Genomic DNA, 17543 nt, shown 5'->3' on the forward strand with positions numbered 1-17543 from the left:
TTGGCCCGTCATGTGGTTTTCGAGTGCCTCCGGATGCCGGTGGCTGGGTGCTGCCGGATCGCTCGCCGTCGCCGTGGGCGGGTGGGCCGCCGGGACGCTGCCCGTACGCGGCGGCTGGGGGCTGTGGGAGCCGCGCGGCTCCGCGCTCACCGTGGCCGGCGCCGTCCTCGCGTACCTCGGCCTGACCCTGCTCGTCGCCGCCTGGTGGCGGTACGGGGTCCTGCTCGCCCGGGGCGTACGGGACGGGGTGCTCGCGACCCTGGCCCTCTGGACCGTGCCGCTGGTGCTCGCCCCGCCGCTGTACAGCGCGGACGTCTACAGCTACATCGCGCAGGGCGCCATGGTCCTCGAAGGGCACGACGTCTACGGGGGCGGGCCCTCCGTCCTCGGCCCCGGCGACCTCGGCGCGGACGCCGCGGCGAGCGTCGGCGGCCACTGGACCGACACCCCCGCGCCGTACGGGCCGGTCTTCCTGCTCCTCGCCGAGGTGGTCGTGAAGGCGACCGGCGGGGCGATCGTGCCGGCCGTGTTCGGGATGCGGCTGATCGCCCTGGGCGCGCTCGCGCTGATCGTCTGGGCCGTACGGGGGCTCGGCGGGGGAGCGGGCGGCCGGGACGGCGCCCTGTGGCTGGCCGTGCTCAACCCGCTGCTGCTGATCCATGTCGTCGGCGGCATGCACAACGACGGCCTGATGATCGGGCTCATGCTGAGCGGCGTCCTGCTCGCGGTGCGCGGGCGGTGGGTGCTCGGCTGCGTGCTCGTCGGCCTCGCGATGATGGTCAAATCGCCGGCGGCGGTGGCCCTGCTCTTCATCGGGGTGATGGTCGCGCGCCGGGACGGGGGCGGCGTACGGGGTGTCGTGAAGGGGCTCGCGCTGCCGGGGCTCGTCTCGGGCGCGGTCGCCGTGGGGGCGACGGTGGCCGCCGGGACCGGTTTCGGGTGGCTGCGGACGCAGAGCGTCGCCGGGGCCATCCACACGGCGCTCTCGGTGACGAGCGACGTCGGGCTCGGGATCGGGCTGCTGGTCGCGGACGATCCCGATCCGGTGAAGGGCGTCGTCCAGAAACTGGGGCTGGTCGTCGCTGTCGGGCTGATTCTGGCGCTTGCGTGGCGGTCGTGGAAGGGGAGCCTGGATCCGGTGCTCGGGCTCGGGCTCTCGCTGGTGGCGCTCGTCGCGCTCTCGCCGATGGTGCAGCCGTGGTACCTGCTGTGGGGGACGGCCGTCGTCGCGGCGGTCGCCTGGCGGAGCCGGGCGGGGCAGGTGCTGGCGGTGCTGTCGGCGGCGCTGGTGTACGAGACCGCGCCGTCGGGGCGGACGCCTTGGTACGGGTTCGTGGTGGCGGGGGTCGTCCTGGCGGTGGGGCTCGTGTGGATGCGGCGGGAGCGGTGGCCGGCGGCGGCCCTGGACGGGGCCGGCACCGAAGAGGGCGCCGCCCCCGTGGGCAGCGGGCGGTAGGGGCGGAGGCGCCCGCGAGGGCGCCGTCCGTTGTGCCCACCCGTCCCGCCCTGCGGGACGATTGCCCACAACGGGTGCGGGGCGGGCGCGGGGCGATTGCCCACGACGGGTGGGGGCTCGGGCGGGGAGTGACTGTCTGCAACGGGCGGGGGTGAAGGTCGCGGGCAGGGGAGCGTCCCGCCGGTCAGGCCGTCGGGGTCCTTCGGACGGCGCGGCCCGCCAGGATGTCCGTGCGTTGACCGTCCTCCATGACGAATCTGCCGTCGATCAGGACGTGCGGGATGCCCACCGGGAGCGTGCGCGGGGTGGCGTACGTCGCTCCCGCCGCGACCGTCGTCGGGTCGAAGAGGACCAGGTCCGCCACGTACCCCTCGCGGACCAGGCCGCGGTCCGGGAGGCGGAGGCGGGCCGCCGGGCGGGAGGTCAGGTGGGCCACGCACTCCTCCAGCGAGAGGACGCCCAGCTCGCGCACGTACCGCCCCAGGTAATGGGGGAACGTGCCGTACGCCCGCGGGTGCGGCTTGAGGCCCTGGAGGATGCCGTCCGAGCCGCCGGTGTGCACCCGGTGCCGCATGATCGCCCGGACGTTCTCCTCGTGGCCCACGTGCTGGAGGATCGTCGTGCCGAGCCGGTCGTCGAGCAGGAGCCGGCGGGCCGTGGCCCAGCTGTCGAGGCGGCGGCCCACGAACTCCGCGAGGCCCGGGTCGGTCACCCCCGCGATCTCGATCGTGTCCCACTCGACCGGCACGCCGTGGCAGCCGTCCGAGCCGACGACTTCGAGGTGATGGCGGACGCGCTCGGCCGTCCCGTCGTCCCCGAGCCGTGCGAGCACCGCCTCCGGGCCGCCCTCGCCCGCCCAGCTCGGCAGCACGGCGACCAGGGTCGTGCTGCCGGGGGTGTACGGGTACGTGTCGAGGGAGATGTCGGAGCCCTGCTCCAGGGCCTCGTCCAGGAGGGCCAGGAGCTCGGGCGCCCTGCCCCGGTTCACGCCGAAGTTCATGGTCGCGTGCGCCAGATGGAGGGCGCAGCCGGCCTCGCGGGTGAGGGCGACCATCTCCTCGTACGCCCGGAGCGCGCCGGCGCCGTACGAGCGGTGGTGCGGGCAGTAGTAGCCCCCGTACGCCGCCACCACCCGGCACAGTTCGGTGAGCTCGGCGTCCGGCGCGTACATGCCGGGGGTGTAGGTCAGGCCGGAGGACATGCCGACCGCGCCCTGCTCCAGGCCTTCGGCGACGAGCCGCCGCATCCGGTTCAGCTCGGATGCGGTGGCGGGGCGGTCCTCCCAGCCGAGCGCGTACATCCGTACCGTCCCCTGGGGGACGAGGTAGGCGGCGTTGACGGCGATGCCCCGGCCGCCGTGCGCGCGGTCGAGGCGGTCCAGGTACCCGCCGACCGTCCGCCAGTCGAAGTCGATGTCGTCGCCGTGCCCGTTCCAGCCGGTGATCGCCCTGCGCACCTCCGCGAGCGTGCGGTCGTCGACCGGCGCGTACGACAGGCCGTCCTGGCCCAGGACTTCGAGCGTCACGCCCTGCGCGGCCTTCGCGCTGTGGTCCGGGTCGCGGAGCAGCGCGAGGTCGCTGTGGGCGTGCATGTCGACGAAGCCGGGGGAGAGCGCGAGGCCCTCGGCGTCCACGACGCGGCGGGCGGTGGGGCGCTGGCAGCCGGCGGCGGCGCCCTCCTTGACGATCGCGGCGATCCGGCCGCCGTCGATCGCCACGTCGGCCCGGTAGGAGGGGCCGCCGCTGCCGTCGACGACCTCCGCGTCGCGGAAGACGAGATCCATCGTCGAGAACCCTCCCGGCCGCTAGAAGTACGTGCGGATGTAGTCGACGACCGTGCCGTCCGCCTCGACCAGCGGGATCAGCTGCCACTTGTCGAAGGACGTGCACGGGTGGGACAGGCCCATGCCCACCCAGTCGCCGACCTCCAGGTCGGCGCCCGCCTCCGTCCGTACCCAGGCGTGCTGGTCGGAGAGGCCGGTGACGGCCATGCCCTCGGCGGGGCGGATCTCGCCGGTGCGGCCGTCGCGGACGACCTGCGCCTCGGGGAGGTGCAGGTCGTGGGCGGCGTCGCGCTTGCCGGCGTTGGTGAAGGCCTGATCGGGGGTGGGGCGGGAGACGACCTGCGACCAGAGGCGGAAGGCGGGCTCCAGGGCGCCCTCTTCGGGGACCCGGTTGAAGGGGGTCTTCTCGCGGTACTGCCCGTCGTCGTGCGAGACGTACGCGCCGGAGCGCAGCAGCCTCAGGACGGGGAGGGAGAGCTCGGGGATCTCCGCGAAGACCTCCGCGACCGCGTCGAACCACTCGCTCCCGCCCGCGCTCACCACGATCTCGCCGATGGCGGGGTCGAAGCGGCCGGCCTTGTCGAAGTCGGCCGCGAGCCCGACCAGCCGGTGCAGCCACTCCCTGACGCGGTCGATGTCGGCCTGGGGCATGGTGCCCTCGTACCCTGCGACGCCGACGAGCCGCAGGGTGGGGGCGGCGGCGACCGCGTCGGCGACGGCCGCGCACTCCGCCTCCGTCCGTACTCCCGTACGCCCGGTCGCACCGGCGGCCAGCTCGACGACGACGTCCACGGGGCGGGCCGCTCCGGCGGCGCGCAGGGCCTCGTCCATCAGCTCGACGCCGCGCACCGAGTCGACGTAGCAGAGGAAGTGGAAGTCGGGATCGGCGTCGAGCTCGGCGGCCAGCCAGCGCAGGGCGACGGCGTCGACGAGCTCGTTGGCGAGGAAGATCCGCGCGATGCCGTGGGCGCGGTAGACGCGGGCCTGGTGGGGCACGGCGGCGGTGATGCCCCAGGCGCCGTGCTCCAGCTGGCGGTCGAAGAGCTGGGGGGCCATGGAGGTCTTGCCGTGCGGGGCGAAGGCGAGGCCGTGACGCTCGGCGTAGACCTCCAGGAGGCGGAGGTTGTGCTCGACGGACTCGGCGGAGAGCGCGAGGACGGGGGTGGTGAAGCCGCCGGTGAAGAGGTTGCGCCGCTGGGCGGCGAGCTCGCCGACGGTCAGGCCCTCGGCGTCCGGGGGCAGCCCCTTGAAGCGGTGGTCGACTCGCTCGTTCGCCAGGTCGGGCACGGGGCCTCCTCGTCCTTCGTTGCACTGTGTGCAACAGTCATTGCGTATCCTGCTTATTGCTGTCTAACATCCGGGCCAAGGCCGGGTCAATGGACCCGTACGAGCGCGGGGAGCACCAGAGTGACCGGAACCCCGTCCGCGGGCACCGCCCCGGACTTCGTCTGCCTCGGCGAGTCCATGGTCACCTTCCTTCCCTCCCGGCCCGGCCGCCTCGCCGACGTCCCCTCCTTCGCCCGCGCGATCGGCGGCGCCGAGTCCAATGTCGCCTGCGCCCTCGCCGCCGCCGGGCACCGCGTGAAATGGGTCGGCCGCGTCGGCCGGGACGGCTTCGGACACCACCTGGTGGAGACGATCGGCGCGTACGGCGTGGACGTCACGGCCGTCGGCCGCGACCCGCACCGGCCGACCGGCGTGTACTTCCGCACGGCCACCGACCGGGCCACCGAGACGCACGAGGTCGTCTACTACCGGGCCGGCTCGGCCGCCTCCGCGATGTCGCCCGAGACCGTGCCGTACGGCTCCGTCGCCGATGCGCGGATCCTCCACCTCACCGGCATCACGGCCGCCCTCTCCGCGGACTGCCTCGCCCTGACGCGGGAGCTCACCGCCCCCCGTCCCGGCCGCCCCCTCGTCTCCTTCGACGTCAACCACCGGCCCGGCCTGTGGCGCGACGGCACCGCCCCCGACGTGCTGCTCGCACTCGCCCGCCGCGCCGACCTCGTCTTCGTCGGCGCGGACGAGGCGGAGGCGCTGTGGGGCCTCCGCGACCCGGCCTCGATCCGCGCCGTCCTGCCGGAACCGGCCGTCCTGGTGGTGAAGCGGAGCGGGGAGGGGGCGGTCGTGTTCGAGCGCTGCGCGGCTTCTTCCCCCACCCCGCCCCTACCCGAACCAGGGGCTCCACCCCCGGACCCCCGCGCCTCGAACTCCCCCTACGCCTGGCGGCCTGGGGGGACCCCCAGCGCGGCTGAATTCCCGCCCGCGGGGCGGAAACCTCCCGGCGCGCCCGGACCCGCACCCGGACCCGCGCCCGCACCCGCACCCGCGCCCGCATCCGACACCGTCACCTCCGTCCCCGCGCCCCGCGTCGACGTTGTCGCCCCCATCGGCGCCGGGGACGCCTTCGCCGCCGGATTCCTCTCCGCCACCCTCCGCGGGCTCGACATGACCGCCCGGCTCCGGCACGGCCACCTCATGGCCGCCGCCGCCCTCACCGTCCCCGGCGACGTCGCCGTCCCGCCCCGCCGCGCCCACGCCGACCGGCTCGCCGCCCTCGACGCCGGAGCCTGGGAGACACTTCACCTCGGCCCCGGCTGGACGGGGGACGACCAGGAGGTACGTACGCCATGAGCCAGACCGTCGACCGGGCGCTCAGCATCCTGCCGCTGCTCGCACAGGGCCCCGCAGACCTCGGCCAGGTCGCCGACCGGCTCGGCGTCCACAAGTCGACCGCCCTGCGCCTGCTGCGCACCCTCCACGAGCACGGCCTCGTCCACCGGCAGCAGGACCAGCGCTACCGCCTCGGTGCCCGCCTCTTCGCCCTCGCCCAGGAGGCCGTAGAGAACCTCGACGTCCGCGAGATCGCCCACCCCTACCTCGCCGCCCTCAACGAGCAGATCGGGCACACCGTCCACCTCGCCGTGTACGAGGAGGGCGAGGTCCTCTACATCGACAAGGTCGAGAGCCGCTACCCGGTCCGCATGTACTCCCGCATCGGCAAGCCGGTCGCGATCACCGTCGCCGCCGTCGCCAAGCTGCTCCTCGCCGACCTGCCCGAGGGGGAGCGCCGGGCGGTCGCCGCCAAGCTCGACTACCCCCCGTACACGCCCCGTTCGACCCCGAACGCCGCCGCCTTCCTCAAGGAACTCGCGGCCGTAAGCGAACAGGGCTGGGCCACCGACCTGGGCGGCCACGAGGAGTCCATCAACTGCGTCGGCGCCCCGATCCGAGGCGCCGACGGCCGGGTCGTCGCCGCCATGTCGGTCTCCGCGCCCAACGTGGTCGTCACGGCCGAGGAGCTCCTCGGCCTCCTTCCGCTGGTGCGCCGTACGGCGGACGCCATCAGCCGCGAGTACTCGGGCACCGCACCCGCGAGCACCTCTTCCGCCACCGCCACCAGCACCTCCGCCAACACCCCGACCAAGGACAACGGATGACCGAGAAGATCGCTCTCACCCCCGCCACCCACACCGCCCCGCCCGCGAAGTTCTCCCACGGCGTGAAGAAGGGCAACATCCTCCAGGTCGCCGGTCAGGTCGGCTTCCTCCCCGCCGTCGAGGGGCAGGCCCCGACGGTCGCGGGCCCGGCCCTGCGCGAGCAGACCCTCCAGACCTTCGCCAACGTCAAGGCGATCCTGGAGGAGGGCGGCGCGAGCTGGGACGACGTCATGATGATGCGCGTCTACCTCACCGACGTGGACCACTTCGCCGAGATGAACGCGATCTACAACGAGTACTTCGAGGAGCAGGGCCTCAAGGCCCCGGCCGCCGCCCGGACGACCGTGTACGTCGGCCTCCCGGCCGGCCTCCTCGTCGAGATCGACGCGCTCGCCGTCCTCGGCTGAGCTCCGGAGGCGGAGGCGGAGGCGGAGGCGGACGCGGGCGCGGACTCGGACGCGGGCGCGGGCGCGGACGTGGAGGGGCGCCCCGGCGTGCCGCCGCCGGGGCGCCCTTCCGCGTAGGCCTCAGAGGGTCAGGCCGTGCAGTACTGCGCCTGCTTGCCGATCGAGCGGTACATGCAGTCCGAGTTCTCCAGGAGCTGGAGGACGGCGTCCCGGTTGCGGCTCGTCTCGCGCTCGATGACCTCGTCGGGCGGGTAGAAGCCGCCGCCGCCGGACGACGACGGGTACATCTCGAACGTGTACCCGAAGATCCTGTGCACGCCCCACAGGTAGTCGTCGATCGACCCGTCCGTGATGTACAGGTCGCTGGACTGCTCGGGGGTGTAGCCGTTGCTCGCGGCCATCTTCCCGCCGACGGTCGCGAAGGCGTCGCGGTCGTCCTGGGTCATGCCGGGGGCGGTGTTGGCGGTGGTCCAGCCGAAGGGCCAGAGGACCAGCTCGCTGTAGGTGTGGAAGTCGATGGCCGCGGTGATCTGCTGCTTGCCGCCCACCACCCGCGAGCGGACGAAGTCGGCGACGACCTTCACCTCGGGGGCGGACTCGGGGGCCGTGCCCCGGTACGTCTCGGAGCTCTTGGAGCCCGATGAGCCGCCGCAGCAGCCCCACTTGTAGTTCCAGTTCCGGTTCATGTCCGTACCGATGTACGAGGAGCCGGAGTTGGGCTGCCGGTTCTTGCGCCAGCTGCGGTACGAGCCGGAGGCGATGTCGTACTCGCCGCCGTCCGGGTTGAGGTCGGGGACGATCCAGATCTCGCGCCCGTTCACGGCGTTGGTGACCCGGGAGTCGCTGCCGTACCCCGCGCCGAGTTCGCGCAGCAGGTAGAGCGCCATCTCGACCGTGAGGTGCTCACGGGCGTGCTGGTGGTGGGTGAAGAGGACCTCGGGCTCGCTCTCGTCGGTGGCGACGTTGTCGCTGATCTTGATCGCGACGATGTCCCGGCCCTGGTAGGTCTTGCCGATGACCTGCTTGCGCATGATGGACGGGTACTGGGCGAGCCGCTGGTCGATCTCCGCGTTCATCTCCGCGTAGTTGTGGTACCTCGCGTCGGCGGAGGGGAAGTCGAGCGGGCCGACGGCCTGGCCGCCGGGCTCGTCGTGGGAATGGCCGTCGGCCGTGTTCCGGTTCGGCGGTCCGGGGAGCGCGACCGGCCGGTAGCCGAGCGCCTTGAGCTTCCCGAGCTGCTCGGTGTTGGCGCTGACGACGACCGAGCGGGCGTCGACCTCGTCGATCGATACCCCGGTGACGGTGAGTGCGGTCCGGGCGGCCGGGGTGGACGGTCCGGCGATCTCGTACTGCCGGATCACCTCCTCGGCGCCGGAGGCGATACGGGCGGCGGTCGACGCCGGGTCGGCCCCGGCGGGTGAGGAGAGGGCGGAGAGGGGCGCCGCGAGGGCGAGCGCCACGAGGGCCGCGAGGGTGGCGGACCTTCTGCCGCGGGTGGGACGTCGCATGGTGTCTCCTGGGTGGGGAGTGTGGGGGAGTGCGACAAACTCGTGCGGGTGTCCGGCCACATGGTGATGGCATGTCATGGACCGGTCAAGGTGAGGAGTTCGGCCATACTGTCCCGCGTGGGGACCCTCATCGGCAGATACGTCATCGAACACAAGCTAGGCGAAGGCGGCATGGGAACCGTCTACCTGGCACGATCGCGCGGCGGGCGCGCCGTCGCCGTCAAAGTGGCGCGGCCGGAACTCGCCTCCGACCCGTCCTTCCGCGCGCGCTTCCGCGCCGAGGTCGCGGCGGCCCGTCGGGTCGGCGGCTTCCACACCGCGCAGGTCGTCGACGCCGACCCCGAGGCCGAGGCGCCCTGGCTCGCCACCGCCTACATCCCCGGACCGACCCTCGCCGGACTCCTCGCCGCCCAGGGCCCGATGGGCGAGGAGCGGCTCCGGACGCTCGGGGCGGCGCTCGCCGAGGCCCTGGAGGCCATCCACGCCTGCGGGCTCGTCCACCGGGACCTCAAGCCCGGCAACATCGTCATGGCCCCCGACGGACCCAGGGTCCTCGACTTCGGGATCGCCCGCGCCCTGGAGTCGACCCGGCTCACCGCCACCGGCTCCGCCTTCGGCACCCCCGGCTACCTCGCCCCCGAGCAGGCGCTCGGCGAGGAGGTGACGGGCGCCGCGGACGTCTTCGCCCTGGGCGCCGTGCTCGTCGCCGCGGCCGGCGGACGCCCCTTCGGGGAGGGGACACCGATGGGGCTCATGTACCGGTCGGTGCACGAGGCCCCGGACCTCGGCACCGTGCCCGAGGGGCTGCGCGGTCTCGTCGCGCGCTGCCTCGCCAAGAATCCGGCCGAACGGCCTACGCCGGACGAGATCCTGGACGCGCTGGGTGCGGGTGAGTCGGGTGAGTCGGGTGCGTCCGCGTCCGTGGCCGTGTCCGTGGCCACGGACGCCCCGGGGCCGGTCGACTCCGTCCGGGACGCGGTCGAGGAGGCGAACGGGCACGCCGTCCGGGACGCTGTCCCCGCACCCGTACAGGACGCCGTCCCCGCACCCGTACAGGACGCTGTCCCCGGACCCGTACAGGACGCCGTCCCCCTCCCCGTACAGCCGACCCCCACCCTCTTCGTACCGCCGCCGCCCCCGCTGCCGCCGCGGCCCGCGCCGGAGTTCGTGGCCGCCGACCGGGTGGGCGGGATCGCCGTCGACGCCGAAGGGGTGAGCATCCACCTCTACGGCGAGGAGGCCGACTTCACCTGGGCGGAGATCGGGGCCCTGGAGTACGGGCGGGTCCGGCGCGGCCGGGGGCTGCGGATCACCGTCACCCTCTACGACGGCAGCACCTACGTCTGCGAGCTCGACGGCCGCCGCGCCGCCCGGGTCGACGAGTGGACGGCCCTCCTCGACCTGGTCCTCGACCGGTATCTGCCCCGCACCTGACCGCGGGGGCGGAGGTACGCGACACGGCGCAGCGCCGCCGGGGGAGCGGCGGCGCTGCGGTGGATCCGAACGGCGGGGGAGGGAGGATCCCCCGGGGAGGGAGCCCCCCGGAGAGAGACCCCCCGTACCGCTAGGGGAGGTTGTGGACGTGCGGACCGACCGCGTTCGACCAGGCGTTGCCGGCCGTCGCGTCCCAGTTGGTCGACCAGGTCATGGCGCCGCGCAGCGTCGGCCAGGCCTGGGCCGGCTTGTAGGTGCCGCAGCCGGTGAGCTTGGTGAGGCAGTCGAGCGCGTTCTTCACGATCTGCGGGTCGACGTAGCCGCTGCCCGCGCCCCGGGTGGAGGCGGGGACGCCCAGGCCGACCTGGGACGGGTCGAGGCCGCCCTGGATCTGGATGCAGGCGAGCGCGGTGAGGAAGTCCACCGAGCCCTGGCTGTAGACCTTGCCGTCGCAGCCCAGCATCGAACCGCTGTTGTAGTACTGCATGTTGACGACCGTGAGGATGTCCTTCACGGCGAGCGCCGTCTTGAAGTACTCGGTGCCCGTGCTCTGCATGTCGATGGTCTGCGGGGCCATCGTCAGGACCATCGACGAACCGGCCTTGGCGGAGAGCTGGCGCAGCGCCTTGGTGAGGTACGTGGAGTTGATCCCGTGCTCCAGGTCGATGTCGACCCCGCTGAAGCCGTACTCCTGCATCAGGGCGTACGCGCTGTCGGCGAAGGCGGTCGCGCTCGCGTCACTGTTGATCGTGACGTTGCCCTTCTCGCCGCCGACCGAGATGATCACGGACTTGCCGGCCGTCTTCTTGGCCGCGATGTCGGCCTTGAAGTCGGCGACGGAGGTGTAGCCGACGGCCGGGTCGAGGTTGAAGACGATCTGGCCGGGCGTGGTGGTCGAGTCGGCGAAGGAGACGGCGATGATGTCGTACTGCGACTGGACGTCCCGCAGCTTCTGGACGGTCGCGCCGTTGTTGAAGTTCTGCCAGTAGCCGGTCAGGGCGTGCTTGGGCACGGCCGGGCCGGGGCCCGGGTCGGTGGGCTTCGCGGTGCGCGCCGACACGGCGGTGGACTTCGCGGACTCGCCGGCGGTGTTCGTCGCGGAGACCTGGAACTGGTACGCGGTGTCGGCGGTGAGGCCGGTGACCGTGGTGGAGGTGCCGGTCACCGTCTGCGGGTTGGCGCCGTCCCGGTACACCTTGTAGCCGGTGGCGCCGGAGACCGCGCCCCAGCTCAGGGCGACCGAGCTCGTGGTGACCGTGCCGGTGGCGAGGCCGGCCGGGGTGGCCGGGACGACCGGGTCGGGGTCCTGGCCGCCGCCCCCGTCGGGGCCGAAGACGCTCACGTCGTCGACGAGGTAGGGGGAGGTGCCGTACCAGCCGTGGGTGTAGATCTGGACCGAGGTGGTGCTCGCCCCGGTGGTGAAGCTGGTGGTCAGCTGCTTCCAGGCCGCGCTGTCGGGCGTCCAGGTGGAGACGGTGCCCGTGCCGGTCCCGGTGCCGCTCGCGCCGAGGTAGGCGTACCCGCCCTGGACCCAGGCGCTCAGCGTGTACGTGGAGTTGGGCTTGACGGTCACGGTCTGCACGCACTTGGCGTTGTCGAGACCGGCCGGCGTGGCCTTGAGGGCGCCGGCGCCGGTGCGTACCGGCGAGGAGACGGTGACGCCGCTCCCTGCGGAACAGGACCAGTTGGCGAGGCCGTTCTCGAACCCGGCGTTCTTGGCGACGTTGACGTCGGCCGCCTGGGCGGTGCCGGCTCCGCCGACGAGGACGAGCCCGGAGCCGACGGCGAGCGCGAGGGCTCCGCCGAGCCATCTGCGACCGTGCGGGCGGGTGGTGGTGCGGTCCACGTGCATCCTCCGGTGGGGAGTTGGGGATGTGGAGGTGCCGTACGTCGTCGTACGGAGGGGCTCGTACGGGGGGTACGAGGCTGGTGCTGGGGGTGCGGACGGTGGCCACCGCTGACGCAACAAGCTGGTCCAGACCAATCGCGTTGTCAAGACCTCTGGCAGCAAGCGGTGTTCGGCCGGGGTGAAAAGGGCCGAGGGGCCCAACCCCCGGCCCAACCCCCGGACCCACGCCGGACCCGCATCGGACCCAGGTCGGACCCATGTCGGATCCGCCCCGGGCCCGCCCCGGACCCGCCCCGGGCCCGAAGAAAGTGGGGAGAGCTTGGCGGATTGTGTGTTCACCACCCCGGGTGGCGTGGATAAAGTGCAGAGGCGGCGGCACCCTGCGGTGACGCCCCGAACGCGGTAGGTGATCTGCGGCCCCCGGGACTCCCGAGGCCGGAGGGGACGGGGGTCTGACGTGCCGACAGCGATCGCGGTCACCAGCGCCGACCTGGTGCTGCCGCCGACCGACCCGCAGACGCCGAACGCCGCCGTCCTCCCGCCCCCCGGTACCCGCTCCCTCGACGCCTCGATCGCCGACATGCAGCAGCTCCTCGCGCGGTACGGGAGCGTGGTCGTCGTCTGCCCGACTTCCGCCCCCGCCGCCGTCGAGCAGCGCCTGCACGCCGTCCGCGGCCTCCTCGAAAGCGACCGGATCGCGCTCGTCAGGACCGACCTGCCACCCCTCGGAGCAGCCGTACTCGTCCGGCAGCTACGCCAGTTGGCCGCCTGCGACTTCAGCCCTGGGGTCCTCGCCTCCGCCGCCCGGCTGCTCGCCCACTACATCTACGCCGGGGCCGTACTCGGCTCCGTCTCCCGCCTCGACCGCGTACCCGTCAGCCTCTCGTCCCACCTCAAGGGCTGGCTGCCGGGGGCACACTTCGCCGTCCTCGCCGGGCCCACACCGCAGATCGTCCGGGTCGGCGGATCGGCCGAGCAGCCCCTCGCGGGACCGGAGTTCGCCACGCAACTCCTCCTCGCCCGCGGCCAGCTCCAGACCGACTGGCCCGCCACCGCCCTCGTCCCCGCCTGGCAGATCCAGGGCGCCGTCCAGGAGACCGCGCTGCCCGAGACCTCGCCCGGCTGGTGGGGCACGGGCAAGCTCGTCGAGTTCGTCGCGTACCTGCCCGACCTGCCCGTTCTCTACCAACTCGTCGCCTCCGTACGGCGCGAGACCTGCCACTGGTGCGGCTTCGAGCTCATCGGCGACCGCTGCGGCTTCTGCGCGGCCCCGCTGACGGCCCTCCCGGCCCTGGTGCCGGAGCCCCGCCACGAGGCTCCGGCGCTCGACGCGGGGCCGGTTCACGGCACGCGTCCGGCGCACGGGTTGGCCCCCGCCCGCAGTGCTGCACCCGCCCTGGACCCGGCCCCGGCACGCGGGGCCGCGCGGGCCCTCGGCGCCGCTCCGGTGCGGGCCACGGGCGCCGCGACCGACCCCCGCACCATCCCATGAGCGGTCCCGCGTACCACCCCCGTCCGCCCAGACCCACGTCTCCGATCGAGGTAGTACGGCCATGAACTCCCGCCAGCGCCGCGGCGTGATCCTGTTGCTGCTCTCCGTCCTGTGCGCCCTCGGCGCCTTCGCCGGCGTCCTCACGGTCATCAGCGACGTGAACGCGAAGGTCGGCCCGGAGGTCACCGCGTACCGGCTCAAGGACGACGTGGTTCCCTACGAGCCTCTGAGGGCCTCCCAGTTCGAGAAGATCTCCATGCCCGAGCGCTGGCTCTCCGCCACCGCCGTCACCGATCTCCGCCAGATCGAGGGCAGGATCGCCGTCACCCGGCTGAAGGCCGGCTCCCTCCTCCAGAGCGACATGATCGTCGAGCGGCCCGAACTCAAGGCCGGCGAGCAGGAGATCGCGATCATGATCGACGCGGCCACCGGCGTGGCCGGAAAGATCACCCCCGGTGCCACCGTCAACATCTACGCCACCTTCGCCGGCGAGAAGAAGGGCGACCCCTCCCAGTCGCGGATGATCGTCGCCGGCGCCCGCGTCCTCTCCGTCGGCAAGCTCACCCCCATCAGCGACAGCAACGGCCGCGCCGGCCGCTCCGCCACCGAGGCCGTCCCCATCAGCTTCGCGCTCTCCACCCTCGACACCCAGCGCGTCGCGTACGCCGAGTCCTTCGCCGAGCACGTACGCCTCGCCCTCGTCGCCCCCACCACCGGCGGCGCCCCGGCCGACCAGCGCGACCGCACCTACACGCTCGACAAGGACAAGTGAGGCCGGTATGACCACCAGGATCCTGCCGGCCGTCGGGGACCCCGACGCGGCCCGGTCCGTCGTCACCCTGCTCAGCCAGCTGCCCGACGCCGAACCCGCCGCCCCCGTCACCGACTCCACCCAGCTCGTCGACACCCTCGCCCGGCTCGCCGCCGAGTCCCTCGACGAACTCCCCGAAGTCGTCCTCGTCCACGAGCGCATCGGACCCGTCCCCGCGCTCGACGTCGTCCGCGAGGTCGCCCTCCGCTTCCCGGCCGTCGGCGTCGTCCTCATCACCGCCGACGCCAGCCCCGTCCTCTTCTCCGCCGCCATGGACTCCGGCGCCCGCGGCCTCGTCACCCTCCCCCTCGGCTACGAGGAGCTCGCCAGCCGCGTCCAGGCCGCGGCCCAGTGGTCCGCCGGGGTCCGCCGCCACCTCGGCGCCGGGGCCGAACTCGCCACCGGGCCAGGCGGCACCGTCGTCACCGTCAGCGGCGCCAAGGGCGGCGTCGGCACCACCGTCACCGCCGTCCACCTCGCCCTCGCCGCCCGCGCCTCCGGACGGACCGTCGCCCTCCTCGACCTGGACCTCCAGGGCGGCGACATCGCCTCCTACCTGGACGTCCAGTTCCGGAGGTCGGCCGCCGACCTCGCGGCGATCACCGACATCTCGCCCCGCGTCCTCCAGGACGCCGTCTACGTCCACGAGACCGGCCTCGCGCTCCTCCTCGCCCCGGCGGAGGGAGAACGCGGCGAAGAGGTCACCGACCGCTCCGCCCGCCAGATCGTCAGCGCCCTGCGCGCCCGCCACGAGGTGGTCGTCGTCGACTGCGGCTCCCAGCTCACCGGCGCCAACGCCGCCGCGATCGAGATGGCCGACACCGCGCTCCTCGTCACCACCCCCGACGTGGTCGCGGTGCGGGCCGCCAAGCGGACCGTACGGATGTGGGAACGCCTCCAGGTACGGAAGGCCGAGGAGACCATCACCCTGGTCAACCGCCACCACCGGTCCACCGAGATCCAGCCGCCCCTCGTCCAGAAGATCACCGGCACCCGTACGGCGGGCATCTCCGTCCCCGCCAACTTCAAGGAGCTCCAGGCCGTCGTCGACGCCGGGCGGCTCCACGACCTCGACGCCCGCTCGACGGTCAAGCAGGCCCTGTGGTCCCTCGCGGGCGAACTGGGCCTGGTCCGGACGGCGGCCCCGGCGGCGGGACAGCCCGGCAAGCAGCTCGCCCGGGCCGGCGACCGCGGCTCGCTCGGCCTGCGCCGCCGCACCGGAGGCCGCTGAGCCATGCGGGCGCACCGGGACGACGGCAGAGGGCGGGGCGACAGCGGGCAGGTTGACAGTGGGCAGGTCGCCATCGAGTTCCTCGGCATGGTGCCGCTGATCCTGCTCACCCTCGTCCTGCTCTGGCAGGTCGTCCTGGTCGGCTACACGTACACCCTGGCGGCGAACGCGGCGGACGAGGGGGCGCGGGTGTGCGCGGTCGGCGGCGACTACAACGAGGCCGCGCTGCGGCACCTGGACGGGGCGTGGAAGAGCGGCGCCCGGGTGGGCGGCTGCTCCCCGAGCGGCGGCATGGCGACCCTGGTGGTGGAGCTCCGCGTCCCGGTCATCGCCCCGGGCGTGGGCGGCCTCTTCACCGTGGACGCCACGGCGGGCGCGATATCGGAGGAGGGCCTCAAACCATGAGAGACCAGCTCCGTACGAGAACCCGCGACCGGGGCCAGGCCGCCATCGAGTACCTCGGCTTCCTCCCCATCCTGCTCATCGTCGGCCTCACGGGCCTCCAGCTCGGCGTCGCCGCGTACGCCGCCCAGCAGGCGGGCACGGCGGCCCGTGCCGCCGCCCGGGCGGCGAGCACCGACGAGGAGGACGCGCCCGATCCTGACGCGGCCGCCCGGGCGGCGGCCGGCTGGGTCTCCTCCGTCAGGGTCGACCCCGGCGACGGCGAGGTCGTCGCCACCGTCAGCGTGCGCATTCCCCAGGTCGTCCCCTTCTGGGACTTCGACGACGTGACGAAGACCGCCACCATGCCGATGCCCGAAGAGGAGGACCTGCCATGAGCCTGCGCGCCCGGATCAACGCTCCGGAGGAGAAAGGCGCCGGAGCCGGCCGGGAGGACGGTCATCTCGTCGCCGCCTTCCGCGCCAAGCTCCTGGAGGAGATCGACCTCACCGAGATGTCCGCGCTCGCGGCCGCCGAACGGCGCGCCCGCCTGGAGCGCGTCCTCGGCCACATCATCAGCCGCGAGGGCCCCGTGCTCTCCACCGCCGAGCGCGCCCAGTTGATCCGCCGCGTCGTCGACGAGGCCCTCGGCCTCGGCGTCCTCGAACCGCTCCTCGAAGACGCCTCCATCACCGAGATCATGGTCAACGGACCCGACCAGATCTTCATCGAGCGCGCAGGCCGCGTCGAGCTGCTGCCGCTCCGCTTCGCCTCCCACGACCAGCTGATGCAGACCATCGAGCGGATCGTCTCGACCGTCAACCGCCGCGTCGACGAGTCGAATCCGATGGTCGACGCCCGGCTCCCCTCCGGCGAGCGCGTCAACGTCATCATCCCGCCGCTCTCCCTCACCGGGGCGACGCTCACCATCCGCCGCTTCCCCCGGGCGTACACGCTCCACGAGATGATCGGCCTCGGCTCCCTCGACGAGCAGATGCTGCTCCTGCTCTCAGGGCTCGTACAGGCCAAGTTCAACCTGATCGTCTCCGGCGCAACCGGCACCGGGAAGACCACGCTCCTCAACGCCCTCTCCGGTCTCGTCCCGGAGGGCGAGCGGATCATCACCATCGAGGACTCGGCCGAGCTCCAGCTCCAGCAGGCCCACGTCATCCGCCTCGAAGCCCGCCCGCCGAACATCGAGGGCCGGGGACAGATCTCCATCCGCGACCTCGTCCGCAACTCCCTGCGCATGCGCCCCGACCGCATCATCGTGGGAGAGGTCCGCGGCGGCGAGACCCTCGACATGCTCCAGGCGATGTCCACCGGCCACGACGGTTCGCTCGCCACCGTCCACGCCAACTCCGCCGAGGACGCCCTGATGCGGCTCCAGACGCTCGCCTCGATGTCCGAGGTGAAGGTGCCCTTCGAGGCGCTCCGCGACCAGATCAACAGCGCCGTCGACGTCCTCGTCCAGCTGACCCGCCACCCGGACGGCACCCGCCGGATCACCGAGATCGCCGTCCTCGCCTCCCACGGGCGCGAGCGCTTCCTGCTGGCCACGATCTGCCGCTTCCAGGCCGAGCCGCTCGCCGCCGACGGGCGGGTGCACGGCAGGTTCACGTACCACCCGCTGCCCCGGCGGGTCGCCGAGCGGCTGTACATGGCGGGTCAGCCCATCCCGCAGGCGTTCGGCGTGGCCGCGACCGACGCCGGGCTCGCCACCCGAGAAGCGAACTAGGAGCCGAGCTTCC

Annotated in this window: 15 protein-coding genes; 11 read left to right on the top strand and 4 right to left on the bottom strand. The window is 73.2% G+C overall.

The annotated features are described in order from the left end of the window. Positions 1 to 10 precede the first annotated feature (10 nt). Positions 11 to 1456 (top strand): polyprenol phosphomannose-dependent alpha 1,6 mannosyltransferase MptB, encoded by a 1446-nt coding sequence (gene mptB, locus OG361_RS25505; RefSeq protein ID WP_405857109.1) that lies wholly within the window; start codon positions 11 to 13, stop codon positions 1454 to 1456. A 184-nt stretch (positions 1457 to 1640) separates the two neighbouring features. On the opposite strand, the gene OG361_RS25510 is transcribed toward mptB, so the two are convergent. After that, entirely contained in the window at positions 1641 to 3239 is a 1599-nt protein-coding gene (locus tag OG361_RS25510; protein WP_405857111.1) for an amidohydrolase family protein, read from the bottom strand. A gap of 21 nt (positions 3240 to 3260) precedes the next feature. Then, entirely contained in the window at positions 3261 to 4526 is a 1266-nt protein-coding gene (locus tag OG361_RS25515; RefSeq protein WP_405857113.1) for an alanine racemase, read from the bottom strand. A 177-nt stretch (positions 4527 to 4703) separates the two neighbouring features. On the opposite strand from OG361_RS25515, the gene OG361_RS25520 reads away from it, so the two are divergent. The 3 genes from OG361_RS25520 to OG361_RS25530 are packed head-to-tail and all read left to right on the top strand — an operon-like array spanning position 4704 to position 7086. Further along, the gene (locus OG361_RS25520) at positions 4704 to 5873 is read left to right on the top strand and encodes a sugar kinase (protein ID WP_405862431.1); all 1170 of its coding nucleotides are present in this window, start codon (positions 4704 to 4706) and stop codon (positions 5871 to 5873) included. Then, a complete protein-coding gene (locus tag OG361_RS25525) occupies positions 5870 to 6679 on the top strand; it encodes an IclR family transcriptional regulator (protein WP_405857115.1) in 810 nt (269 codons plus the stop codon). The genes OG361_RS25520 and OG361_RS25525 overlap by 4 nt, the downstream gene beginning before the upstream one ends. After that, the gene (locus OG361_RS25530) at positions 6676 to 7086 is read left to right on the top strand and encodes a RidA family protein (RefSeq protein ID WP_405857117.1); all 411 of its coding nucleotides are present in this window, start codon (positions 6676 to 6678) and stop codon (positions 7084 to 7086) included. The genes OG361_RS25525 and OG361_RS25530 overlap by 4 nt, the downstream gene beginning before the upstream one ends. Positions 7087 to 7214: 128 nt before the next feature. Here the strand turns inward: OG361_RS25530 and OG361_RS25535 are convergent, their stop codons facing one another. After that, positions 7215 to 8594 carry a M14 family metallopeptidase gene (locus tag OG361_RS25535; RefSeq protein WP_405857119.1) on the bottom strand — a complete coding sequence of 460 codons (1380 nt, stop codon included), beginning with the start codon at positions 8592 to 8594 and terminating at the stop codon, positions 7215 to 7217. Between the two features lie 66 nt (positions 8595 to 8660). Here OG361_RS25535 and OG361_RS25540 point away from each other — a divergent pair, with 66 nt between their 5' ends. Beyond that, positions 8661 to 10028 carry a protein kinase domain-containing protein gene (locus OG361_RS25540; protein ID WP_405862433.1) on the top strand — a complete coding sequence of 456 codons (1368 nt, stop codon included), beginning with the start codon at positions 8661 to 8663 and terminating at the stop codon, positions 10026 to 10028. A gap of 130 nt (positions 10029 to 10158) precedes the next feature. Here the strand turns inward: OG361_RS25540 and OG361_RS25545 are convergent, their stop codons facing one another. Next, on the bottom strand, positions 10159 to 11880 hold the full coding sequence (locus OG361_RS25545; RefSeq protein WP_405857121.1) for a chitinase: 1722 nt from the start codon (positions 11878 to 11880) through the stop codon (positions 10159 to 10161). 454 nt (positions 11881 to 12334) lie between these two features. Between OG361_RS25545 and OG361_RS25550 the strand changes: the two genes are divergently transcribed. The 6 genes from OG361_RS25550 (at position 12335) to OG361_RS25575 (ending at position 17530) form a co-directional block, all read left to right on the top strand. Beyond that, complete coding sequence (locus OG361_RS25550; protein WP_405857123.1) at positions 12335 to 13369, top strand: hypothetical protein; 1035 nt, start codon at positions 12335 to 12337, stop codon at positions 13367 to 13369. 61 nt (positions 13370 to 13430) lie between these two features. After that, the gene (gene cpaB / locus OG361_RS25555; protein WP_405857125.1) at positions 13431 to 14141 is read left to right on the top strand and encodes a Flp pilus assembly protein CpaB; all 711 of its coding nucleotides are present in this window, start codon (positions 13431 to 13433) and stop codon (positions 14139 to 14141) included. Positions 14142 to 14148: 7 nt separating this feature from the next. Then, complete coding sequence (locus tag OG361_RS25560) at positions 14149 to 15411, top strand: CpaE family protein (protein WP_405857127.1); 1263 nt, start codon at positions 14149 to 14151, stop codon at positions 15409 to 15411. Positions 15412 to 15414: 3 nt separating this feature from the next. Next, on the top strand, positions 15415 to 15816 hold the full coding sequence (locus OG361_RS25565; RefSeq protein WP_405857129.1) for a TadE/TadG family type IV pilus assembly protein: 402 nt from the start codon (positions 15415 to 15417) through the stop codon (positions 15814 to 15816). After that, the gene (locus tag OG361_RS25570) at positions 15813 to 16190 is read left to right on the top strand and encodes a TadE/TadG family type IV pilus assembly protein (protein ID WP_405857131.1); all 378 of its coding nucleotides are present in this window, start codon (positions 15813 to 15815) and stop codon (positions 16188 to 16190) included. The genes OG361_RS25565 and OG361_RS25570 overlap by 4 nt, the downstream gene beginning before the upstream one ends. Further along, positions 16187 to 17530 carry a CpaF family protein gene (locus tag OG361_RS25575; protein WP_405857133.1) on the top strand — a complete coding sequence of 448 codons (1344 nt, stop codon included), beginning with the start codon at positions 16187 to 16189 and terminating at the stop codon, positions 17528 to 17530. Before OG361_RS25570 ends, OG361_RS25575 begins: the two co-directional genes overlap by 4 nt. Positions 17531 to 17543 lie beyond the last annotated feature (13 nt).

This window comes from Streptomyces sp. NBC_00090, assembly GCF_045160815.1.
In the GTDB taxonomy this organism is placed as follows: domain Bacteria; phylum Actinomycetota; class Actinomycetes; order Streptomycetales; family Streptomycetaceae; genus Streptomyces.

Bases quoted from the DNA above. Each gene is read 5' to 3' on its own strand.
- mptB (WP_405857109.1), top strand. From the start codon at position 11: ATGTGGTTTTCGAGTGCCTCCGGATGCCGGTGGCTGGGTGCTGCCGGA.
- OG361_RS25510 (WP_405857111.1), bottom strand. From the start codon at position 3,239: ATGGATCTCGTCTTCCGCGACGCGGAGGTCGTCGACGGCAGCGGCGGC.
- OG361_RS25520 (WP_405862431.1), top strand. From the start codon at position 4,704: ATGGTCACCTTCCTTCCCTCCCGGCCCGGCCGCCTCGCCGACGTCCCC.
- OG361_RS25525 (WP_405857115.1), top strand. From the start codon at position 5,870: ATGAGCCAGACCGTCGACCGGGCGCTCAGCATCCTGCCGCTGCTCGCA.
- OG361_RS25530 (WP_405857117.1), top strand. From the start codon at position 6,676: ATGACCGAGAAGATCGCTCTCACCCCCGCCACCCACACCGCCCCGCCC.
- OG361_RS25535 (WP_405857119.1), bottom strand. From the start codon at position 8,594: ATGCGACGTCCCACCCGCGGCAGAAGGTCCGCCACCCTCGCGGCCCTC.
- OG361_RS25540 (WP_405862433.1), top strand. From the start codon at position 8,661: ATGGCATGTCATGGACCGGTCAAGGTGAGGAGTTCGGCCATACTGTCC.
- OG361_RS25545 (WP_405857121.1), bottom strand. From the start codon at position 11,880: ATGCACGTGGACCGCACCACCACCCGCCCGCACGGTCGCAGATGGCTC.
- cpaB (WP_405857125.1), top strand. From the start codon at position 13,431: ATGAACTCCCGCCAGCGCCGCGGCGTGATCCTGTTGCTGCTCTCCGTC.
- OG361_RS25560 (WP_405857127.1), top strand. From the start codon at position 14,149: ATGACCACCAGGATCCTGCCGGCCGTCGGGGACCCCGACGCGGCCCGG.
- OG361_RS25565 (WP_405857129.1), top strand. From the start codon at position 15,415: ATGCGGGCGCACCGGGACGACGGCAGAGGGCGGGGCGACAGCGGGCAG.
- OG361_RS25570 (WP_405857131.1), top strand. From the start codon at position 15,813: ATGAGAGACCAGCTCCGTACGAGAACCCGCGACCGGGGCCAGGCCGCC.
- OG361_RS25575 (WP_405857133.1), top strand. From the start codon at position 16,187: ATGAGCCTGCGCGCCCGGATCAACGCTCCGGAGGAGAAAGGCGCCGGA.